The organism is Photobacterium nomapromontoriensis (assembly GCF_050336815.1).
GTDB classification, from domain to species: domain Bacteria; phylum Pseudomonadota; class Gammaproteobacteria; order Enterobacterales; family Vibrionaceae; genus Photobacterium; species Photobacterium nomapromontoriensis.
Genome location: NZ_JAKJSL010000047.1, coordinates 1 through 21,105, shown reverse-complemented (window position 1 = coordinate 21,105; position 21,105 = coordinate 1). Strand labels below are relative to the sequence as shown.

Sequence of the window (21,105 nt, the reverse complement as noted above, 5' to 3'; positions counted from 1 at the left end):
ATGTTTTGAGAGGCCAACGATATCGCTCGTTGGCCTTTTTTTATGCCCGAAACCCCCATACGGCATCAATCAGCTTAATCATCAGTTCTTTTGATACACCATCAGGGTCGAGTTCCGGCAGGTATTCAACAAAGTCGACACCGATAAATTTCGGGCTGGCTGCCAAGCGATGAACCAAAAAGAGCGCCTCTCTTGCAGAAAGCCCACCAACATTGGGGGTGCCACATGCTCTGAAGATAGAGCCGTCTAATGCGTCGTAGTCAAATGAAAGGTAGATCCGGTCATACTCCCGCTCCAGCTTGGCAATTAACTCATTAAGTACCGCTCGGAAACCGTGAGCATCAATGGTATCCATGCCATAGTTTGTGATGCCAAGTTTATTGATGAGCTGGTATTCATTGAGCATTAAGTCGCGAACGGCGATATAGTAGATATCATCAGGCGATAAGGTCAGTTCCGGCTCAACCAGCCAGCCGTTGTGAGGGTATTGGTTCATCAGTAAGGCCACCGGTTTGCCATGGAGGTTGCTTTCCGGACTGCTATTGCAATCAGCATGGGCATCGACCCATATTACTGCGACTTTTTCATTACGTTGTTTCTGATAAAAATCCAATGCTGCCTGCACGGTTCCCACCGCAATAGAATGATCCCCGCCTAACGTAATCGGGATCCGGCCTTGTGCAAAACTCGCCATGACTTTGGTTTTCAGTTCTGCGCAATACTCAGTCAGCGCGGTTTCTTTGCGCCCCATCTCGATCAGGGTTTGGACGTGAAGCGAGGGGGTGATATCACCTTTATCTTTCGCATCGATACCCCAACGGGTATTTCTAACGTGCATCCAGTCAGATAGGCCAATCCAGATTTGCTCATCCATGCATCGCAGACCATCGACAGGATTATTATTTGTGGGGTGACAACCGAGTAAATTAAATGGCGCACCAATAATGTCGAACTGTTTGGTCATAATACATCCTTACTGATACCAATGATGGAAACGGCAGGGCGAGTTGCGCATGAGCCTGTTTCTTATTAGATGTAATATCATACAAATTGTTTTTTAATCAATGAGATAATGAAACTAAGTGTGTTTGTGGTAATGAGTCAGGAAGGAGTGTACTACAGAGGAATTTGTTGGGGTGCGTTTATACTTAAAACGTAATTATTGTTGAGGTGTTGGTCGGTGATTATAAAACCAAACCAGCGACTTAGGCCGCTGGTTTGATAGATTAAAAGAGTTATACAGTTGTTTTCAAATTACTGTAATGAATCATGGAAGGTGAAATCCAGACCACGAAACTCTACTTCGGAGCCTTTTATATTCTGTATTCGTAATATCAAACTGTAGCCTGGGCTGTCAGTGTTTCTGACCAAAGTAAAGCCACAGTAGTCGTGATAGAAATCTATAAGAGCATTTTGCTCTGTGTAGCTCTCTAGTAATTTAAATTGTTCATCATAAACATAAGCTTGGTGAAAGTTTATGTGCACTGAAGGTAATATCATAATGTGGCGTTTTGTTATCTTATCTGGCGAAATAATCGCAAATTGATAGAAGACGCCAGAAGTATCATTCTTTGGTGAATCAAAAGAAATCACACCATAATAATTGAGTTGAGATAAAGCTTCTGTTCCGGAAAAAGATTTCAGCGGGATGGTAATATCATTGTGACTGACATCAAAAAGCATACGATTAAATGTGCCAGATTCATACGCTATAAATTGGCAATTTTTTACTTCATGTCCAGTAAAGTTGTCACAGTTGATATTATTTAATGAATCTAATTTCACCTTATTTTGTACGTCAAAAAACTGTAAACCGTCGAGTTCTTGATTCAACAATTCTAGTGAGAAAAGTGCCGCTTTACTATCTAGATAAAGATTGATATCCATCACTTCAGCAAAGCAAGAGGCTTGTGTGCTGTAAGGATTTTGGTAGCTATGGATCGCTTTTTGGTATTGTTCCGTATGAGAACCTAATGTAATAGTATTGTGGCAAATTTGCTTGCTATTATGTTGAGTATCAATTTCTTTATAATAGGTGGTTGTTTCCGCTGGCAAGGGAGAGAAAGGGGTATTGACGATATATTCCCAGTGCTGACGTGTTTGTGCATTAGGAGACAGCGAGGGAATAAGGCAGGCTTTTTTATTCTTATTATACGCTTTAAATGAATAATGCACGCCGTTTGCCAAGCGGCAATCATATTCACTGTTGTTGGCTGGCGATGATAACGTGTATCGTTGCTCGGGCAGGATGGGTGCGATGGGCCCCATTCCTTCTACTGGTGGAGCATGGAATACTATGTCCCCTTCAACGGTCGTTGACTGCGTTACGGCTTGGTGACGATTGCGTTGTTCGTCCATATAAATAGGCACCACATAAAAGCCGTCGGTGGTGGCAACTTGCATCTCGGTTTCTGCCGAGGCGTAGCCATACCAGTAGTGCTCGCCATCAATCGGGGTGGTGGATTTGTTCATGTCACTGTAACCCAGTTGCGGAGGGGCAATGAGATCACCCTTATCGTAGTAGATGGGTGAATCAGGTACGGTGACATAGTTCCATTGGGTGTTGGCCAAATATATTGAAGTAGGGGTGTGGCTGGCTGTGATGGGAACAGCGTATTGACTATGGCAGTGCTTATTGTCATCAGCGGTACACTGTTGTTTTTCAACAGAAGTAACGCTATAGGTATCATCAGCATCGTGGATGTACGGATGGCTGACTGTCACGGTGGCCTTGCCAGTCACTGACAGCATGATGGTATTGTCACTGTCATAGTCAAAAGATTGGTTTCTTAAAACGTAACTTTCACCGCCATCATCCCCTTCATCAACGGCGATCTCGTAGCCATCGGTGATCAGCAGGTGTTGATAGGCTTTGGTATCAACCTGACGCGCTACGCGATCGCCCGTATCGGCTTGTGATTGCATGTTTTCGATGGATTGAACAACCAGTTTTATTTGGGTTGTACTTGGTTCTGAACTTGAATCGGAACCACCACAGCCAGCAAGTAACAGGCTGATTGCTGATAGTGCCAGCGCAGGTTTATAACATGTCATAACGACCTCATCCAAATGGTCTTTAAATTGGGTAACACAACCGGTATTTTGCCGATTGTGTTATGTTCGGTTAGTGTGTCGTGCTACATCGCATCGTGAAAACTGAAATCGAGGGCATAGAATGTAGCGCTACCTCCTTTTAGTCCTTTGATAGCGAGAGCCATACTATAGGCCGGGTTTTCGTTATTTCTGACTAAGGTGAAATCACGGTATTTTTGTGTAAAGTCACGTATTGAACCCGAAGTGGTATAGCGTTCAATTAACTCCGACTGGTCGTTATAGATATACACGTTTTGATCACGATACAAGAAGGCGGTATCTACCTGAACGTGTAGGGAGGTTGTGGTGTCTGGTGAGAGAATTGAAAATTCATAGAAGATCCCCGCATCTTGATGTTTATTATTGGATGAAGTATCTGTCCATCCAAAATAATTGAGAGTACTGAGTGTTTCTGTGCCAGAGAAAATCTGCAGTGGGAGGCGGATATCATTATTTATCACATCAAATTGTATTTTTTGGCCAATATATCGTTCACTGTTTTGGCAATGACTGACCTGTGACGCGTTGAAGTTGTTACAACTCATACCGCCTAAGTTATCAACTGGGTCGGTTGGGTTGAGGTCGAAAAACTGTATGTCGCCGAGCTCTTGTGTTAATAGCTCTAACGAAAAGAAAGCAACCTCTTCGCTATAAAGGCTGTCATCCATTACTTCTATAAAACAAGGTTTTGGATGCTCATATAGCGAGCCATTATAGGAGAAAGCAGCACGCTGATAGGTTTCTGGGTATGCCGCCATCTCTTTTATAATGTCATTATGGCAATCTTGTTTGCTAAAACTCCATTTAAAATCTGCTGTATATTTATTTCCGCTAGAATATTTTTTGGTTGGTTTTTCAGGCAGCGGGCGATATGCATAGCCCGTGTCAAAGAGTATTTCTCTTAACGATAAAGCGTGTCTCTCTGTCGATGGAATTAAGCAGGAAAGTTTCCATTCAGTAAACGCTGTGAATGAATAATGGGTACCGCCTAATTCTCGGCATGAGTACTCATCATTGACAGCGTCCGGGCTTTTGACAAAGCGCTGAATGGGTTCAATGGGTTTGATGGAGCCAGCACCGTCGAGAGCGGGTGGATTGAATACCGTTACCCCTTCGTCATTTTTTGTGATTGTTACTGCTTTATGTAGGTTACGGCGATCATCTTCAGCAATCGGGATGGAATAGAACCCTTCGTTGGTTGCGACATGAACCTCGGTATGATTAGAGGCATAACCGAACCAGTAATGCTCACCATCCACCATTGTGGTGGATTTTGTCATGTTTTTACCATTGATGGTCGGTGCATCAATGAGTTCGCTGTTTATACCACCCTGATAATAAATGGGATCATCAGGCAGGGTGACATAGTTCCATTGGGTATTGGCAAGGTATACAGGGGTGGGCGTGTCGCTGACGGCGACAGGAACGGCATAGGTGGTGTGGCAACGATTATCACCCTCAGCACATTGTGACTGTTTGACCGATGCTACCGTGTAATAAGCCTGACCAGACACCGCATAAGGGTTGCTTACCGTGACGGTTGCTTTCCCGACAATGGCTAAGGGAATAATGGTTTCGGCATCGTCTTCAAATGACTGATGCGAAATGGTGTAACTTTCCCCGCCGTCATCCCCCTCATCGACATAAATATCATAGCCATCAGTGGCGAGTAGGTGTTGATATCCGCCATTATCCGTCTGAGAAGCGACGGCGTTTCTATAATCACTCTGCGGTTGGATCAGATCTGTCGATTGGTTAATTAATTTGATCTGGATGACGTGTTTATCGGTGTTGGTCTTGTCGTCACTGGATGACCCGGAGCCGCACCCGGCGAGCAGGACACTCACCGCAGACGCGGTAAGGAGTGATTTAATAACTGTCATAGTGACCTCATGTTATGGCTTGAAGATAAGCCGAATGTGATATGCGCTTGGATTGATATGCGGCTAATATTTAATCTATCACGACGTGTCAGATTGTTAAATTTCTTTAATTTTCAAATGGATATGCTTATTCGCGATAGTTGGGGGAGGGGGCGGTATCAGGCGTGCCAGAGTGGTGTGTTATGCTTATATTTTGCTCAAATACAGGATGTTGGTGGTATTTTCTATTATAGATTGGATTTTTATGCTTTTAATAAAGGATTTTAATTGTTGTTATTTCTAGATTTGATTAAGTGTTTTGTGAGGCAGTTAATAAAAGCACGCCCATGAAGATATGGGCGCTAATTACTCAGAATATAATGTGATGGAATGGCGGATTAACCGTTACACTTCGTTCGAATGAAGACATTCATCCTTATGCATGCCATGTGTTTGATAGTAAGCAATACCCAATTAATGTACCACTGATAGCAAAGGCAGTAGACGTGTCTGTTGGTATTTCTTGCTTGATAGGCGTGAAGAAAAACAGCTCGGCGGGTTCGCCAATAGCCAGTGACGGCATTGGAATATCAGGAAATACTAGATTTGCGCCGTGTTGAATACGTTGAACCATCTCGTGAAATGCGGCTTCACCCTGGCACCATGCCTGATACAAAACTTGCGTGAAGGTCGAATGGTTTCGTGGATGGACTTGATCAAGACCGAAGCTGTCAGAAGCGATTAATACGTCAGGTTGCGCCAGTAGCCAGTTGAGATCGGCAGTCTCACAAAATTGCCGCTGGTAGGTGCCTGCACCATTAAGGCGTTGGCAAATAGTCAGCAAGGTTTTCGCTAAACTTTCGTTCAAGGTTTTGCTGATTGCCGATAACGTACGTTGATTAAAAAGTGGATCATCACAAATAATAACCACGTCAGCCAGTTTATGGGGAGGGTTATCTGCTATCCATTGGCAAAACTCGACTTCTGAATGTTCTTGCCAAAAATCGGTGGTGGGGAAAAATGAAGTGATTGTGCTGGAGGCAAATGCGAAGGGGTAAGTATCCCAGCTGAGTGCGAAATCAGCCTGATCTCGCCATGCCAATAGCTGCTGATAGCACGCATCAAATCGGCCGAGATGACTTGCGCCACCAAACTTCAAATGGCAGATATGATACCGGGCCTGCGTTCCGTGATGCCAGACCATGACTTCTTCGATACTGTCAAAAATGCCTTCTTTTTGATCGCGTACATGGTAGTGACAACAAACGGGAAATTGAGATAAGAGTTGGTGCATAAACCGTTGCAGTAGCGGCGTGTCCATCGTTTTGACCGGATGGTAGTTAAGGCTTAGGCTCAATCCTGAAAAGGCGTAAGCTTGGTATTGTTTAACGCACAATGCGACATGCGCATCAATTTTCTCGATATCATCAAGCGGATAAGAATATAAAAGCTGTTTAAGCCAAAGAGTTGATATTTCTTTACCGGCCCAGTGTCATGCAAGGTGGCAAAGTGTTGATCCCACGATGGGGGCAGCATCTCTTCTCGGCCCAGAAACCCAGTGAAGCGGACATAATCGTCGCGTTCAATGTGCGGAGCGAAAACCGGATGATAGCCGCACAGGCCTGCAACTTGCCGGGTGACGCCTTGCCCTAATGCAAACGCTTTAGCGCGATCATCAATGGCAGTGAAATCAGCATGGGTATGGATGTCGGTAATGCCGGGAATGATGTAGCCATCATCAAGATCAATGACGTTGGCGTTATCGAGTACAAGTGGGTTGTGATTAGTGATATGACCCTGACTGGCATGGAAACTGTCTTGCCACTCGAAATGGGTACCACGCCAGACGTGGGCATTTTCAATACCAACTCATCTATATTCATTTACTTTCCTTAGTATGAAACGATTTGCCCCAGTTTCGATTAGGCAGACAGAACTGTCTCTCTGGGGCAAATTTTATAGTGGTATTACTTATTGAGAATAAATTGCTCAATTACTTTTGCGACACCATCATTGTCGTTGGTGTCGGTGACGAAGTTTGCAATGGCTTTAATGTCATCAGTCGCATTACCCATGGCAACACCCAGACCGGCGTAGTCGATCATATGGTGATCGTTACCGGCATCACCCATGCAAATAACCTGACTGGCATCCAATCCAAGGTGATCCGCTAGCATGGCGACACCTGTGCCTTTGTTGCTGTTTGGGTTCATCAGTTCTAAAAAGAAAGGCGCGCTCTGTACCACTGTGTATTGCTCATAAAGGTCGGCGGGCAACTGTGGAATAGCAGCATTTAATACTTCTGGATCAGCAATCATCATCACTTTGATGATCTCTTCGTCATCGCTGAGTTCGGCAAAATCAAATTCAGTAAAGCTCACCCCATTAATGTCGCACTCATGCTGAGTGTAAGGGTTGGCTTGTTGGGTGATCAGGCCACGAACCGGGCTGAATGCATGGACGAAGGTACCCAAATCGTGGGCTAGGCTGGCGATGTTCTTGGCATCTTTACCTGTCATGATCTGTTTGCGGATCACGGTTTTACTTGCCACGCGTTGTACCAGTGAGGCGTTATAACTCAGAACATAATCATCTTCACTGTGCATGTTGAGCTCATCGAGGTAATTCGTCATCCCTTCTAGTGGTCGGCCAGAAGCCAGTACCACGTGTACACCTTGTTCGCGGGCCGCTTGAATAGCCTGTTTTGTGCGTGGGGAAATGGTTTTCTGCGAGTTGAGCAGAGTACCGTCCATATCAAGTGCAACCAATCTGTACATATGAAAACCCAATGATGAATAAATAGTCGGGGGTATATACCCATGTCATCTCGGTATATTAATCAATTTTTGCGATCAACTCGACATCGAACGGTGGTGTTGGTGTGACAATGGTCAACTTATTGCCTTGTTAAGGTTTATTTTGGCCAGTGCCTGAGTCGTGAGTTCTCACGAGTTGAATATGCCAAATTGAAAATAAATCATAGTGTTATGTAACAGATTATTACAAAAAACATAATTGACAGGATATGCGAAAATCACGATATTTTATGCTTCATTTTTTTGCTGTAGATGAATAATTATAATGAGCATTGCAACATCGGACGTTGTCCATAATAAAACCTGGAAAATGCCAGATACCTTGGTGTTGATTTTCTTTATTGGCATTATGGCTACCGCCCTGACTTACGTTATTCCGGCTGGTATGTTCCAAACCCAAGACATTAGCTATATGGCCGATGGCGTAGAGAAAACCCGTACCGTACTTGACCCTGAGTCGTTTGCATATGCGACCGATGCAGAAGGGGAACTGGTTTATAACACCGTAGGACTGTTTGCCAGCGGGGGTGGCATTGGCTTGATGAACTTTATGTTCGAGGGCTTGGTGTCTGGTTCTAAATGGGGATCCGCAATTGGCGTGATCATGTTCATGCTGGTTATTGGTGGTGCGTTTGGCGTGGTGATGCGCACAGGTACGATTGATAACGGTATTCTGCGATTAATCGACCGTACTAAGGGTAGCGAGTCCTTGTTCATTCCGGTATTGTTCACCCTTTTTTCCCTAGGGGGTGCCGTTTTTGGTATGGGTGAAGAAGCGGTCGCATTTGCCATCATTATCGTGCCATTGATGGTACGAATTGGTTATGACGGTATAACCACTGTGATGGTGACGTATGTCGCGACGCAGATCGGTTTTGCCGCCTCATGGATGAATCCGTTTTCTGTTGCCGTTGCTCAGGGAATTGCAGGTGTGCCAGTCTTGTCTGGTGCGACAGTACGTGTTGGCCTTTGGTGTATGTTTACCCTGATTGGCATCGTTTTTACTATGTGGTACGCCAATGGTGTAAAGAAAGATCCAACCAAGTCTTTCAGCCAGCAAGGTGATGCCTTCTTTAAAAAGCAAGATATTGCCTTGGCGGATTCACGTTGGAACGTGGGTGATACCTTAGTCTTGCTTACCGTTATTGCGACCATGATCTGGGTGATTTGGGGCGTGGTAGCACACGCTTGGTACATTCCAGAAATTGCGTCTCAGTTTTTCACCATGGGTTTTGTTGCTGGCATTATCGGGGTGATATTCCGCCTGAACGGGATGACTGTGAATGATGTTGCAGCTGCGTTTAAAGAAGGTGCAAGTATTATGCTGGCACCTGCACTGCTTGTGGGCAGTGCGAAAGGGATCCTGTTGATCTTAGGTGGCAGCAGTGATGCCTCTGAAGCCAGTGTACTTAATTCTATTCTGAGCAGTGCGGGTGGGGTGATCGGTAGCTTACCGGAATTTATGGCGGCATGGCTGATGTATGTCTTCCAATCAGTATTCAATTTCTTTGTCACTTCAGGTTCAGGTCAGGCGGCACTAACAATGCCACTGATGGCACCGTTAGCGGATTTGGCGGGTGTGACCCGTCAGGTTGCAGTATTGGCGTTCCAGTTGGGTGATGGTTTTACCAATATTATTGTACCGACCTCAGCACCGTTGATGGCGACCCTTGGCGTTTGCCGTATAGATTGGGGTGACTGGGCAAGATTCTGCTGGCGTTTCATGTGCTTACTGTTTGCCATAGCCAGTATTGCAGTGGTTGCTGCTCACTTGTTGGGTTATGCCTAACGGTTAGTCGCGATACCTGAAAACGTACCACACACCAAATACAATGGGCAGGGAACTGCCCATTTTTTGTTTATATTAAAGGAGTTAACGGTGAAATCGACCGTATATACCCAAGATGTGCTTCAAGGCCGTCAAGTCATCTCACAGTTGAATGTAGCGACTCTAGCGGCGGGCTGTCATCATTTCTGGTTTCAAGTGCCGCAAAACGGTATTGGACAGCATACTCACTTACCTGTCGTGGTTTATCACGGTGAAGAGACCGGCCCGAAGGTAATGATCACCGCGGGTGTTCATGGTGATGAATTGAATGGGGTGATCACCGCGCAGAAGGTGATTCAGCGGCTGGCAGAGCAGTGCGTGCAAGGCACAGTGGTGATTGTTCCGGGCATTAACGTATCTGGAATGTTGCAGCATACCCGTGATTTTATGCCGTCTGATCCTGACGCATCACCGACGAACCTTAATCGTATCTTCCCGGGTAATTCGGCAGGTGATAGTGCAAATCGCTTTGTTGCCTCTGTCTGGTCGGATCTACTGGAAGGCAACGCTGATTTTGCGATTGATCTGCATACACAAACTCGCGGTGCTGCTTATCCGTTATATGTTTTTGCTGACTACCGTCTGGAACAGGCTGTCAAAATGGCTCGCCTGATGCAGCCTGATGTTATTTTTGATGATCCTGGTGATGATGGCGTCTTAGAAACGCAGTGGAACCAAACTGGGGTGCCGTCTATTACCGTTGAAGTAGGAGCGGGTAAATTACTTCAGCCTGATTTGATTAACCGCTCCGTTGAGGGAATCTTTAATATTCTTAAAGCAGAAGGGCTGATTGCTGGTGTGATTTGTGAATCGAATGTTGACTGTTATGAAGGTAAAGAAGTCATTTCCATTCGTGCCGTTGTTGGTGGGTTTGGTTTACCGCAGGTTGTCATTGGTGACAAGGTTGAGCAAGGGCAGCTTGTTGCCGTGCAATATGACAGTTTTGGCGGGGAAATTCAGCGTTACCATGCGCCAATAAACGGTTATGTGTTAAGCGTGAATCAAGATCCGATGCGTGAGTCTGGCACTTTGCTGGTACGGCTGATTCAGTAATAGAACCTAAGCTATCTCAAGATGATCTCAATACAATTAGTCACAGGAAAAGAGTCTTGAGATAACGCGGGGAGTCGGAGATGTAGGGGAAGTAACGCCCGACAGGTTTAAATGCCAGCTTGTTAACTCATTGTGCCGCGCTTGTTTGATTTGCTTTATTTTAAGGTGAGGTGATACTGTGTGGAACAAATTTGGTGTATTTGTTTATTTTATTGTGTCTTTTTTGTCACCATTTCGATAGCAGCTTATTGCTACCAAGAGTATTCTTATTTATCATCCCGTCATTATAATATCGAATATTAGTCACGTTATTGTCGCTTTTTCATGCGAAGGATGAGTCATGGACAAGGATGGAAAGCAGATCCTCAATAGCTATTTGCTTAAGCAATTAAGGCGCCAACATGGGTTGAGCCAAGAAGCATTGGCTGATGCTTGTGAACGGAAGAGCCTGCGGGTATCGATAGCAACCATTAAACGGGCCGAAACCGCGAAAGCGGTAACCTATCGGACCTTGAGAAATTTGGCTGAATTTTACGCGGTACCTGCCAATGATCTGATTATGGAAGGGGCCGGTGGGAATATCTTAGCGAGAGAGCAGGATCGTTTTTGTTTGCTAGTGGTGATTAAAACGCCTGACCTATTACAGCGACAGTATATCCAAGCGAATATCGAACGATATCAGCCTTTATTTAAAGAATATCATGGCAATAATTTAGTCGCGGCGTTTAATCGTTTTACGACATCAAATCAAGCTAATGATGGTAAACCCAGTCATACATTATATTCCTTGAATCAGTTATATTCAGAGTTAAAGCAGCAGTCATCTATCCTTTCTCCCTTCTTTTTTATGGTGACGCTTGCACCAGTAGTTTGTCAAAATGGCCAATATCAGCTTGAGAGCAATCAGTTGGCAATGCTGCTCCAACCCTTGCAGCTTATCCCGCAAAATCAGTTTGTGTTGTGTGATGCAATGCGTGCGCTGTATGAACATAAGTTTCATTTTAGTGAGCTGGACTTGCCTGATATGGGGCGGTGGTGGTGCCTAGAGGGCTGGGTGGGTTACTCAACCCAAAGATCACCACTCTGTGGCCGGGAACGTGAACTTGAACAAGTGATGACTCAGATCCGAAAAAGTCGTCAGTCGATGGTCTCGAGTTCAGTGTGGATACAAGGTGATTCAGGCTTAGGTAAAACACATTTACTGGATGAACTGAGTCGCCGAACTGCAGCGCAATCGTGGCGTGTTTATCGCACAGACATTGAGCAGGCAGAGATGTATTGGCTGGATGAGATCTTTACCTGTGAGGCTGATGTTATTGTTATTGATAACCTGCACTTGGCAGTACAAAGTGAGATAGCGCAGCTACGGCAATGGCAGCAATCTACCGATCAGCTATTAACGATCATCGTTACCGCTGAACCTCCGCGTAGCGAAATGTTCATTGAGGCATTTTCCCCAGACTTACAGCTTGATTTATTACCCCTTTCTTATGAGGCCTGTCGAGAGATAGCACAAGCTTATCCTCAGCACTCATCACAACACCAAGAGCTGTTAATTACCCGCAGTGGTGGTAATCCGCTGTATTTGATGTTGTTATTGAATCACAATGATAGCGGGGGAACCTTACCTCATTCTTTGCGACTGGTGCTTCAGGATCACATTGATAACCTTGGCCGGATCGAGCAGGCAGCATTACGGTTATTGGCGGTGTCTGGGCAGCCTTGTTCACTCGAAAATCTGCAAGCGCTATTGGGGTCACTGCCTGATCTGCCATTATTATACCAGTTACAAGTGCTGGTGGTCGTTGGTGTGGATCAGGTCGTGATAGCACATGAGATGATCCGTGAGGTGGTTTTACAAAGCCTGCCTGATGAGTTGGTTTCGGCTATCCACCTTCAGCTTGGACAATATTTTGAAAAGATAAATGTTATATCCGATTTGCAACAGTCAGAATGGCTTTATCAGCAGTTCCTAGCGGCTGGGAACCCCTTTAAGGCGACTTTCCATCTTTGTCATAAAGCCAATTTAATGTTGAATAATGGTGATTATACGGGAGCAGAAAATAGCCTTGAACAAGCAAAGGCATTATTGGTAGAGGCAAAGCAGCAAGTCGCTGATAAAACTGATTATACCTTGACACAATGTGTGGATCTTGAATTGGATTTGATGTTCTATCTGGCCAATGTCTACAAGATCCGTTACGGCTGGTATTCCCCCAGTTTGGCCATGCATTATAACAAGATCATTGAAAAATGTGATCTGACAAACAGTAATCACCGCAAGGTGAATGGATTATTTGGGTTGTGGACCATCGCATTGACCCAGCTTGATATCACTAAGGCGAAATTCTTTGCTGAGAAAGCGTTGGAAGTCTCAGAATCATTGGATGATGATACAGGACGCATGTTAGCCCTGACAGCGTTAGGTAATACCTGCTTCTGGGCTGGGGAGCCGACTCAGACGTACAGTTATACCCAACGTGCGTTGGATTGCTATTCTGATGAATTGCTCGAAAGCGACTTGATGTTGGCTGGGCAGGATCCGCGAATGCTAGCATGGTGTTTCTTGTTGCTGTCGGCATCGCAATTGGAGAAGCCTGATACTGACGTGATCCTTGAGCAGATGATGGCGGTCAGTCGCGAGGTGGGCCACCCATTCAGCTTAGCTATCGCTTTACAGGCTGGTGCTTGGTATCACTGGCAGGCGCGTAATCCCGCACAATCTCTCTACTATGCCAATGAATTGGCCGACATATCTCAGGTGCACGGTTTTCCATTTTATACCGGGGTTGCCGCATTATTTTCAGGCTGGGCCGAATACCAATTATCGCCGTCAGCGGCACATATAGACACGGTAGCCAATGGTTATCAGCGTTGGCTATCAAGTGCAGGTTTTAAATTAACCCACTCACTGTACGCGGTATTGCTTGCTCAGGTATTGGTTGCAGATGGTCAGTATGAATTAGCACGTAAATTGGTTGAGGATGCAATAAGGGAAGCCCTAGAGAGTGGTGCGGAGTGTTATTTACCTGATCTCTATAGTGCAATGGCGCAGCTAGAAGACGCTTTGGCTGGGAATAGTCAGTATTGGTATGAGAAGGCATTAACTCATCGAGCGTGCTCACCGCAGCAAGAAGCATTGATTCGAACGATGCAACGAATCAGGCAGTCGCCTGCGCCCATAAACAGCAGATGATACTGGTTTGATACTATATTTCGCTTAAGGGTGCGATATTCTTTTCGGATCGTAATCGCAAGGAATGACGAGATGAAGCAGTTTGAAGTTGAAGATCTGAGGGATATATTGGTTGGTTCGCACTTTTATGCCAGTGGTGGGGGAGGCGCATTAGAAAACGGGACAAAACTGCTTGAAGTCACGCTGGAGGCACTGCAACGGCTGGGTAAATCGACGATCGCTTATTTGGATGTGGGTGATGAGACTCTGTCTGCGGCAAGTTTTTATGCTCCCTTTGTTGGCGCAGTTGGCTCACCGGATAAATACCTTGAAGCTGGATTTATCTATTCGCCGGAGTGGGCTTATGATTTGCATCAGCAGACGATGCGGATGAGTCCACAACTTCAATCTGATCATTTCAGCTATCAGCATCAATCTGAACGTATTGATTTTCAATCTGTGATCCCGATAGAAACGGGTACAATCACTTATGGTATGGCGATGCTGATTGCTGCGCAGAAGAACATACCTATCATGAACATGGATGGGTGTGGGCGGGCTGTGCCAGTATTGGGCATGGTGGGGCCAGCTCAGCCTGTTAGCGGGGCGCCTAGATTGGCACCTGTGGCATTGGTATCTGAAACACCAGTATCCGATGGTGGGGCGCAGCTGATTATTAATACCGCGGATCTCGATAACCTTAATGATATGATGCATGGCATTATCAGTGAAGATAAGGGATTTGATGCCCGCTCGGCCATGAGTTGTTTTGCATTGTCTGGACAGAACATCAATGCGCAGCAGCCAGGTTATTTTGTACCGGGCTCGCTGGAACGAGCAAGGCGTTTAGGTGCAGCACTACGCAATCCACCGCGTGGTAGAAGCAAGGTGGACGTGGTGTTAGAACACACTGGTGGCATAGAGATGGTGACTGGTATTGTGATTGATGTGCATACCGAGAACCAGAATGGTTTTGATTTTCTGAAGGTCACGATGGTTGATGCTAATAATAGAACCTATGTAACCCATGCGGAGAATGAAACCTTATTGCTATCGGTTGTTGAGCCTAATGGCACGGAAAGACCTTTGGTGATGGGGCCAGATCTTATTTGCTTCCTCACGAGCGAGGGCGACACGATCAGCAATGCGGAACTATCACAGCAGAAGAAATCTCACGAATCTGCTGGCAAGCCATTAATTATTCATGTTTTTGCTTTACCTGCCGCCAATGGGATGAATTCGCCGCACCTGCAATCTTTGTATTTACAAGAATTGAAAAAATTTGGCTTTGAAGGCCATTATATTTCGCCTTTTGAAGAGACTTGCATTGAGAGAGCGCTATGAAATTACTTGTGATTGCTCCTGTTAATACCGACCATTTCAACGCAGAGATCTTGTCGCACATTAGAGAGGCTGTATCTGCCGATACACATGTCGATATTGTGAATCTGTCTGGTGGCTCATCGTGTATCCAGTCACGTGTTGATCTCGCGACGAATGCGCCTTATGTCATTCAAACCGTTGCAGCTCATGCGAATGATTATGATGGTATTTTTGTAACTGATATGGATATGTGCGGAGTCGAAGCATCTCGTCAGGTCGCCGATATTCCGGTGATCGGTGGTTTTAGGGCGAGTGCGTATACGGCGATGTTACTCAGCCAGAAATATGCCATATTGACCATCAGAGATGTCGTGGATTTACAGAATGAGCATGTTCGCGCCTTTGGTATTCAGGATAATTTGGCCTGCATCGAATCATTACCATTAGGTGTTTATGATCTTAGCAATAAGCAGTTGGTGATGGACATGCTGGTTAAGTACAGTATTGATGCGGTGAAAAATCACGATGCAGAAGCCATCATGTTTGGTTGTACCGGGTTTGTCGGTTATGCCGATGCGTTGAGCCAGCGTCTGCAAGCGGATCTGGGGATGTATATTCCGGTGATGGATCCAAATCAGTGTGCGATTAAGTACCTGGAGTTACTGGTGGCCAACAAACTTCGCCAGAGTGATAAGAGCTATCCCCGGGTGAAAGCGCTGTCTTAAGGTCTCTCGCCATTTGGAAATATAACGTTCAGAAAGGGAAGCGACTTGCTCTCCTTTTCTGAACCTTAATTCAATTGACTGATCATGATGCGCTGTTTAGCTGCACAGGCTCCGAGGTAGTTACCGCAATAATAGCCAATGGTAATTTGCGCTCCGGCATTTAAGCTATCGAGGTACACGGTTTGAATACCTTCCGCGTGATCATGGTTAATTTCTTGAAACCCGATGCGCGCCGCTTTTCCTGTTACATCATAGATGATGATGTAATCCCCGTTTTGTACCGGTTTTATCCCTGCGAGGACATCAAATCGGATATTAATTTCAAAGCCAAGTTGCGTCTCTATAATGCTTTCAAGGTATAGATTGCTGTTGAAAGAGCCAATAACGTCACCATGATTGAGTTGAATATAACTGCATAAAGTACGTGGTATGTTTTCACCCACAGAGAGCGCGATGGTGTAGTTTCCTGAGAGTAAATCCATTGATGTCGTCAGTGTGCAGTTGTTGTTTTCATTAGAGGCTGTAATATCATGAAATTCCATCACTGGTGTCTTGCCAATAGGACTATCCAACCCATTATAAATTGAGAGTGAGTAATTAGAGATAGGCAGGCCTGTGTGTGTCGTTTGGTCACAGGTGATGTATCCCACCACCACCTTGAACGGGTTGTTTTGCTCAACCTTGGCGCTAATAATTTTACTCACATAGTGCCCGATATTTCGGAATTCTGTCATCGGAAGTTCCTTTAAATACATTCTATTAACCTAGCTAAATATGACATTGTATTTATATGTGGATATCTGTGAGTTAAGAGTAGCGTTCAGTGCTTAAAAAAACAGTATCAAGTTGGTATTACAAGCTATATATGCGACTTAATTCAGTATTTATTACGAGATTCTAAATATGCAATGAAGGTATAAAAAAGACCTCATTGAGAGGCCTTTCTTATTCGTTAATAATGATGGACGTTGGGGTCTTAAGTAGTTGATCTGGAATGACGGATAACCAATTGTTACATCGGGCATATTCAATTAACGTGGCTCGATTATTGACGCCAAATTCAGAAAATCGGGCAGTTAAGTTGGCTATCTGTTTTTCAACGGCTTTCGGTGTTCGGTGAATCAATTGAGCGATTTGCTTCGTTTGTCTCCCCCTTAATAACCAAAAAAGAACAATTTCCTGCGAGGCCGTGAGCTGGATCCCATCCGTTCTGATTGTACTCAGAGACTTAGTGGATTTGTCTAATGATAACACTTCGACAAAAGAGTTTAAGTTGGCCTGTTCTTTGAGATTAAAAGCATTAAATTGAATCCCCCATGGTTCGCCATTAATTACAATGGGGCGTTTATGGAACGAAAAAGCATCAAAGCCATGGGCATAATTATGAATATCAATCGTCGACAGTGCCTTGTTTTGCATTATTGCTTGCCTGTCTTGCTGGGCAAAGATGGATGCAAATTGGGCGGTATCACACGGTAGTTCACTGTCAGTCAACCCTGCAATATCTTTTGGAGCATTGACTAACTTGCAATATGCTTCGTTGGCATAAGCGAAGTGACCGTCTTTAGATTTTAATCCAGCAGGGTTGGTGGAGTGTTCCAGCATGTGAATAAGGACAGATAAATATGTAGTTTTGTCTATGTTCACCCCATGATTCTACCAATTTATCCTTATAAGGAAAGTAGGGAAAGTCCCCCCTTTCCAGCTGCTTTAACGAGAAAAAGCCCAGTTCCATAACGAACTGAGCTTTACTCTATGAAGATACAGGAATTATTGTCGCATCATGACGTGATAAGCAGGGCGTTATAGTGCCGTTTCCAGAATTGCTCGGCTATCGGCTAATGTAATCGTGCCATGCTCACCTAAGGCATGCATACCGTGCTTGTCTAAGCTGGCGACGATAACCTCAACGGCCTCTTCATTCAGATCAACATCGGCAAGGCAGGTAGGAACGCCCATCTGTTTGAAAAATGCGATGGTCTGTGCGATAGCTGCATCAATGCGTTCATCGTCAGTACCTTCGGTTATACCAAAAACGCGTTCAGCATATTGCAGAAGTTTGGCGGCTTTGTCAGCACGACGTTTTTTCATTACTGCCGGAAGGATAATGCTCAAGGTGCGGGCATGATCAATCCCGTAATTACCGGTTAATTCATGGCCAATCATGTGGGTGGTCCAGTCTTGTGGCACACCAACACCAATTAAGCCATTGAGTGCCTGAGTTGCAGTCCACATGATATTGGCGCGAACGGCAATATCATCCGGTGTCGCTAAGGCTTTAGGGCCTTCTTCGATCAGGTTTAGCAATAAGCCTTCTGCAAAACGATCTTGAACTTTTGCATTAACAGGGAAAGTTAAGTACTGCTCCATTACGTGTACATACGCATCGACAACACCATTGGCGACCTGACGTGGTGACAGGCTTAGCGTGGTTGTTGGGTCAAGAACCGCGAACAGTGGTTGTACTTTCGGTGACATAAATGCCAGCTTGGTCTTACCACGTGATACCACTGCGCCCATGTTACTTTCTGAACCGGTTGCCGGTAAGGTTAGTACACAGGCAAGAGGCACTGCAGATTCAACAGCATGGTGTTGCGCCAGAATATCCCAAGGATCGTTGCCTTGATAAGCCGCGGCTGCGGCGATAAATTTTGTACCATCAACCACAGAACCACCACCCACAGCTAGCAGATAATCAAAGCCTTCGGCTTTAATTTTTTCGACAGCTTGCATCAGAGTGTCATACTGTGGGTTGGGCTCAATACCCGAGAACTCATCCCAGTTGTGATCAGCTAACGCCTTTGTGACTTGCTCATAGACGCCATTGCTTTTGATTGAACCGCCACCGTAGGTCACCAATACTTTTTTATCTTTTGGAATATCGTTGGTAATCGCGGCAATTTGCCCTTCACCAAAATGAATGCGAGTCGGGTTGTGGTAGGTAAACTTGTTCATGAAACATCTCCAGTGAATGTTGTGTACCGTCAATCGCCATAATGGCGTTGAGCTGTTTATCATTATCTTGATGAGCAGTCTATGCCATCCCTGAGCCGGATGTAATGCACAATTCTGTTTTTTACTTGCCTATTTCTGCTCAAGGGGTGGTTTTTTGATAGGGCGCTATTAGTTCTATCTATTATGCCTTGAACTGTTCTAATATTGGCGGCGAAAGCTAATGCTAAAGCCAGATGTTGAATCTTATCTACGGTGTATAGCTCGGTGTGGCGGGCAGGAGAACAGAATGCAATCATGCGCAGAGAAAGGAGCGTCCCTTTGCCTTCATTATGGGTTAGGGGATAAAACCGGTATTGTTGATACGGAATTACCGGGTGTGCGGTTATTTCGTATTACCCAATATCACCGCATGACACCACAAATGTACCAGCAAGGTGTGGTGGTGATATTGCAGGGCAATAAAGTGGGCCATCTGAATGAATACCGGTTTGAATACGACACAAAAAATTGCCTAATCGTGGCTACGCCATATCCCATTGCTTGTGAGACATTTGCCTCAGAAGACGCGCCATTAATCGGTATTGATATCGAATTTGATTTAACCATTATTCAGGAGCTCGTGGATATGGTTGAACAGTTTGCTAAAGGCGGTATGGCATGGTCAACCGAACCCAATCGGGGCGTGGCTGTTACTAAGATCACACCTGATCTTCAAGACAGTATTTGCCGGTTGTTAAGCTGTTTAAATCAGCCTCTGGATGCAAAAGTACTGGGTCGGCAGTTATTGCGAGAACTGTATTTCCAACTGCTGAAAACAGAGCAAGGCTACCTATTGTCACAGTATTGTAAGCAAGACAGTTCGCTGGCACGAGTGGCAAAAGTCATTAATCATGTGCAGGCTAACTTTGATCAAAAACTGTCGATCAATGAACTGGCAGAGATGGCAGGCATGAGCGTGTCTGTTTTTCATCGCACATTTAAACAAGTCGTGACCGATCCTCCTTTGCAGTACATAAAAAAAATTCGTTTAAATAAAGCGAAAACAATGATGTCGCAAGATGGTATGGCAGCCAATGTTGCAGCCATACAAGTTGGTTATGAAAGCCCAACTCAGTTTAGCCGTGAGTTTAAGCGCTATTTTGGTTTGCCGCCCAGTAAGGCCTCTCAGATCGGTATTTCGTGATGAGGTTGCTTGAGTATATTTGGTTACAGAATAATCTGTAATCTCAGAGGGTATATTCAGCCTGCATTCAGATAAAAAACATTGTTTTATATCTTAAGTTTCTGTTCAGCTAAACACGGTAAGGTAAATGCCGAACCACACAGAATCTTATTTACTGTCAGGTTTGTTAGTGCAGATTGTACTGACAACGCTGAAGAAAAAGGAATAAAAACAATGAAAAAGATCACAGTAATTTCAACATTGGCGCTATCTGTTCTGGCTGCAGCTCCTGCGTTTGCTGCTGATACACAATGGTTTGCGGGTGGTGGCGTCGGCTATCAAGAAGATAACCTGAAAGGTGAACATGCCCAGAATGGGGAAGATGCGACATATCAACTACGTGGTGGTGCCATTATTAATGACCATCACCGTGTGATGGGCACATATAGCTATATGGACAAGTCATCACAAAACATGTTTTTAGCATCTTATGATTATTTAGTTCCGGTTCATCAAAATGTAAATCTTTTTGCGGGTGTCTCTGCCGGTGTGGCCGATAGCAAAATAAGTGGTAACAGTGCGTCTGATTTTGTGTGGGGTGGCCAAGTAGGTGCAATGTATGAAATCAATGACAGCTGGACGACCGATTTAACCTATCGTTACCTTGATCAAGATTACAGTAAAGACAACACGAAAATGGATTATTCACAGCAGGTTGTCTGGTCAGTGGATTACCGTTTCTAAAATGAAATTGTATATTTAATTTAGAACAGATCTATTCCGTGTTATTTAAAGGGAAAGCGCAGGCTTTCCCTTTTTGTTTGCCCAGCGAAGCTGGCAAACCCGTCAGGTTGCAAGAAACCTGAATCACCCCGACTGAGGGGAAGATAATCCGAATCGCAAGGGCGTTGCTGGCCAACGGCAGGGTCTGAAGGAAGCGATAGGAAGTTAACAGTACACAACGAAAGTGAACCTGATTCGGCAGTCTAGGTGGGTAAGCGTGCAAAATAGCGCAAAGCCCCATACTCAGTCAGACCTATGCTGTGCTTGAGGGTGGAATTGTTAACAGGGAGCCAGTGCAGTAACTGGGGAAGCCTGGCACCACATCCGGGC

At 45.0% G+C, this 21,105-nt stretch carries 16 protein-coding genes; 8 read left to right on the top strand and 8 right to left on the bottom strand.

Translation table 11 applies throughout. The features are described 5' to 3' along the window. Positions 1-40 precede the first annotated feature (40 nt). The 4 genes from L4D12_RS19635 to L4D12_RS19620 all read right to left on the bottom strand — a co-directional run bounded on the left by L4D12_RS19635 (position 41) and on the right by L4D12_RS19620 (position 6,276). Positions 41-964 carry an arginase family protein gene (locus L4D12_RS19635; protein WP_428449534.1) on the bottom strand — a complete coding sequence of 308 codons (924 nt, stop codon included), beginning with the start codon at positions 962-964 and terminating at the stop codon, positions 41-43. Between the two features lie 290 nt (positions 965-1,254). Next, complete coding sequence (locus tag L4D12_RS19630) at positions 1,255-3,054, bottom strand: hypothetical protein (protein ID WP_428449533.1); 1,800 nt, start codon at positions 3,052-3,054, stop codon at positions 1,255-1,257. Positions 3,055-3,137: 83 nt separating this feature from the next. Further along, positions 3,138-4,976 (bottom strand): hypothetical protein, encoded by a 1,839-nt coding sequence (locus L4D12_RS19625; protein ID WP_428449532.1) that lies wholly within the window; start codon positions 4,974-4,976, stop codon positions 3,138-3,140. Positions 4,977-5,391: 415 nt separating this feature from the next. Further along, the gene (locus L4D12_RS19620; RefSeq protein WP_428449531.1) at positions 5,392-6,276 is read right to left on the bottom strand and encodes a hypothetical protein; all 885 of its coding nucleotides are present in this window, start codon (positions 6,274-6,276) and stop codon (positions 5,392-5,394) included. 374 nt (positions 6,277-6,650) lie between these two features. Between L4D12_RS19620 and L4D12_RS19615 the strand changes: the two genes are divergently transcribed. Beyond that, complete coding sequence (locus L4D12_RS19615; protein WP_428449530.1) at positions 6,651-6,851, top strand: hypothetical protein; 201 nt, start codon at positions 6,651-6,653, stop codon at positions 6,849-6,851. Between the two features lie 71 nt (positions 6,852-6,922). On the opposite strand, the gene yidA is transcribed toward L4D12_RS19615, so the two are convergent. Beyond that, on the bottom strand, positions 6,923-7,732 hold the full coding sequence (gene yidA, locus L4D12_RS19610; protein WP_428449529.1) for a sugar-phosphatase: 810 nt from the start codon (positions 7,730-7,732) through the stop codon (positions 6,923-6,925). Between the two features lie 349 nt (positions 7,733-8,081). Here yidA and yfcC point away from each other — a divergent pair, with 349 nt between their 5' ends. The 5 genes from yfcC to L4D12_RS19585 all read left to right on the top strand — a co-directional run bounded on the left by yfcC (position 8,082) and on the right by L4D12_RS19585 (position 15,875). Then, positions 8,082-9,560 carry a putative basic amino acid antiporter YfcC gene (gene yfcC / locus L4D12_RS19605; protein WP_428449564.1) on the top strand — a complete coding sequence of 493 codons (1,479 nt, stop codon included), beginning with the start codon at positions 8,082-8,084 and terminating at the stop codon, positions 9,558-9,560. Between the two features lie 90 nt (positions 9,561-9,650). Continuing rightward, positions 9,651-10,652, top strand: coding sequence for a succinylglutamate desuccinylase/aspartoacylase family protein (locus tag L4D12_RS19600; RefSeq protein ID WP_428449528.1), 1,002 nt, complete (start codon positions 9,651-9,653; stop codon positions 10,650-10,652). 340 nt (positions 10,653-10,992) lie between these two features. After that, entirely contained in the window at positions 10,993-13,848 is a 2,856-nt protein-coding gene (locus tag L4D12_RS19595) for a helix-turn-helix domain-containing protein (RefSeq protein ID WP_428449527.1), read from the top strand. Between the two features lie 72 nt (positions 13,849-13,920). Beyond that, complete coding sequence (locus L4D12_RS19590; protein ID WP_428449526.1) at positions 13,921-15,171, top strand: S-methyl thiohydantoin desulfurase domain-containing protein; 1,251 nt, start codon at positions 13,921-13,923, stop codon at positions 15,169-15,171. After that, on the top strand, positions 15,168-15,875 hold the full coding sequence (locus L4D12_RS19585) for an aspartate/glutamate racemase family protein (RefSeq protein WP_428449525.1): 708 nt from the start codon (positions 15,168-15,170) through the stop codon (positions 15,873-15,875). Before L4D12_RS19590 ends, L4D12_RS19585 begins: the two co-directional genes overlap by 4 nt. Positions 15,876-15,940: 65 nt before the next feature. Here L4D12_RS19585 and L4D12_RS19580 read toward each other — a convergent pair whose 3' ends face one another. From L4D12_RS19580 to L4D12_RS19570, 3 genes are all read right to left on the bottom strand, one after another. Beyond that, the gene (locus L4D12_RS19580) at positions 15,941-16,609 is read right to left on the bottom strand and encodes a hypothetical protein (RefSeq protein ID WP_428449524.1); all 669 of its coding nucleotides are present in this window, start codon (positions 16,607-16,609) and stop codon (positions 15,941-15,943) included. A 211-nt stretch (positions 16,610-16,820) separates the two neighbouring features. Next, positions 16,821-17,522, bottom strand: coding sequence for a PAS domain-containing protein (locus L4D12_RS19575; RefSeq protein WP_428449523.1), 702 nt, complete (start codon positions 17,520-17,522; stop codon positions 16,821-16,823). A gap of 156 nt (positions 17,523-17,678) precedes the next feature. Beyond that, positions 17,679-18,830 (bottom strand): iron-containing alcohol dehydrogenase, encoded by a 1,152-nt coding sequence (locus L4D12_RS19570; protein ID WP_428449522.1) that lies wholly within the window; start codon positions 18,828-18,830, stop codon positions 17,679-17,681. Positions 18,831-19,116: 286 nt separating this feature from the next. Between L4D12_RS19570 and L4D12_RS19565 the strand changes: the two genes are divergently transcribed. Continuing rightward, positions 19,117-20,013: an AraC family transcriptional regulator gene (locus L4D12_RS19565; RefSeq protein ID WP_428449521.1), complete on the top strand. Its 897-nt coding sequence runs from the start codon at positions 19,117-19,119 to the stop codon at positions 20,011-20,013. A 213-nt stretch (positions 20,014-20,226) separates the two neighbouring features. After that, positions 20,227-20,736, top strand: a complete 510-nt coding sequence (locus tag L4D12_RS19560) for an outer membrane beta-barrel protein (protein WP_428449520.1) — start codon at positions 20,227-20,229, stop codon at positions 20,734-20,736. The last annotated feature ends 369 nt before the right edge of the window (positions 20,737-21,105 follow it).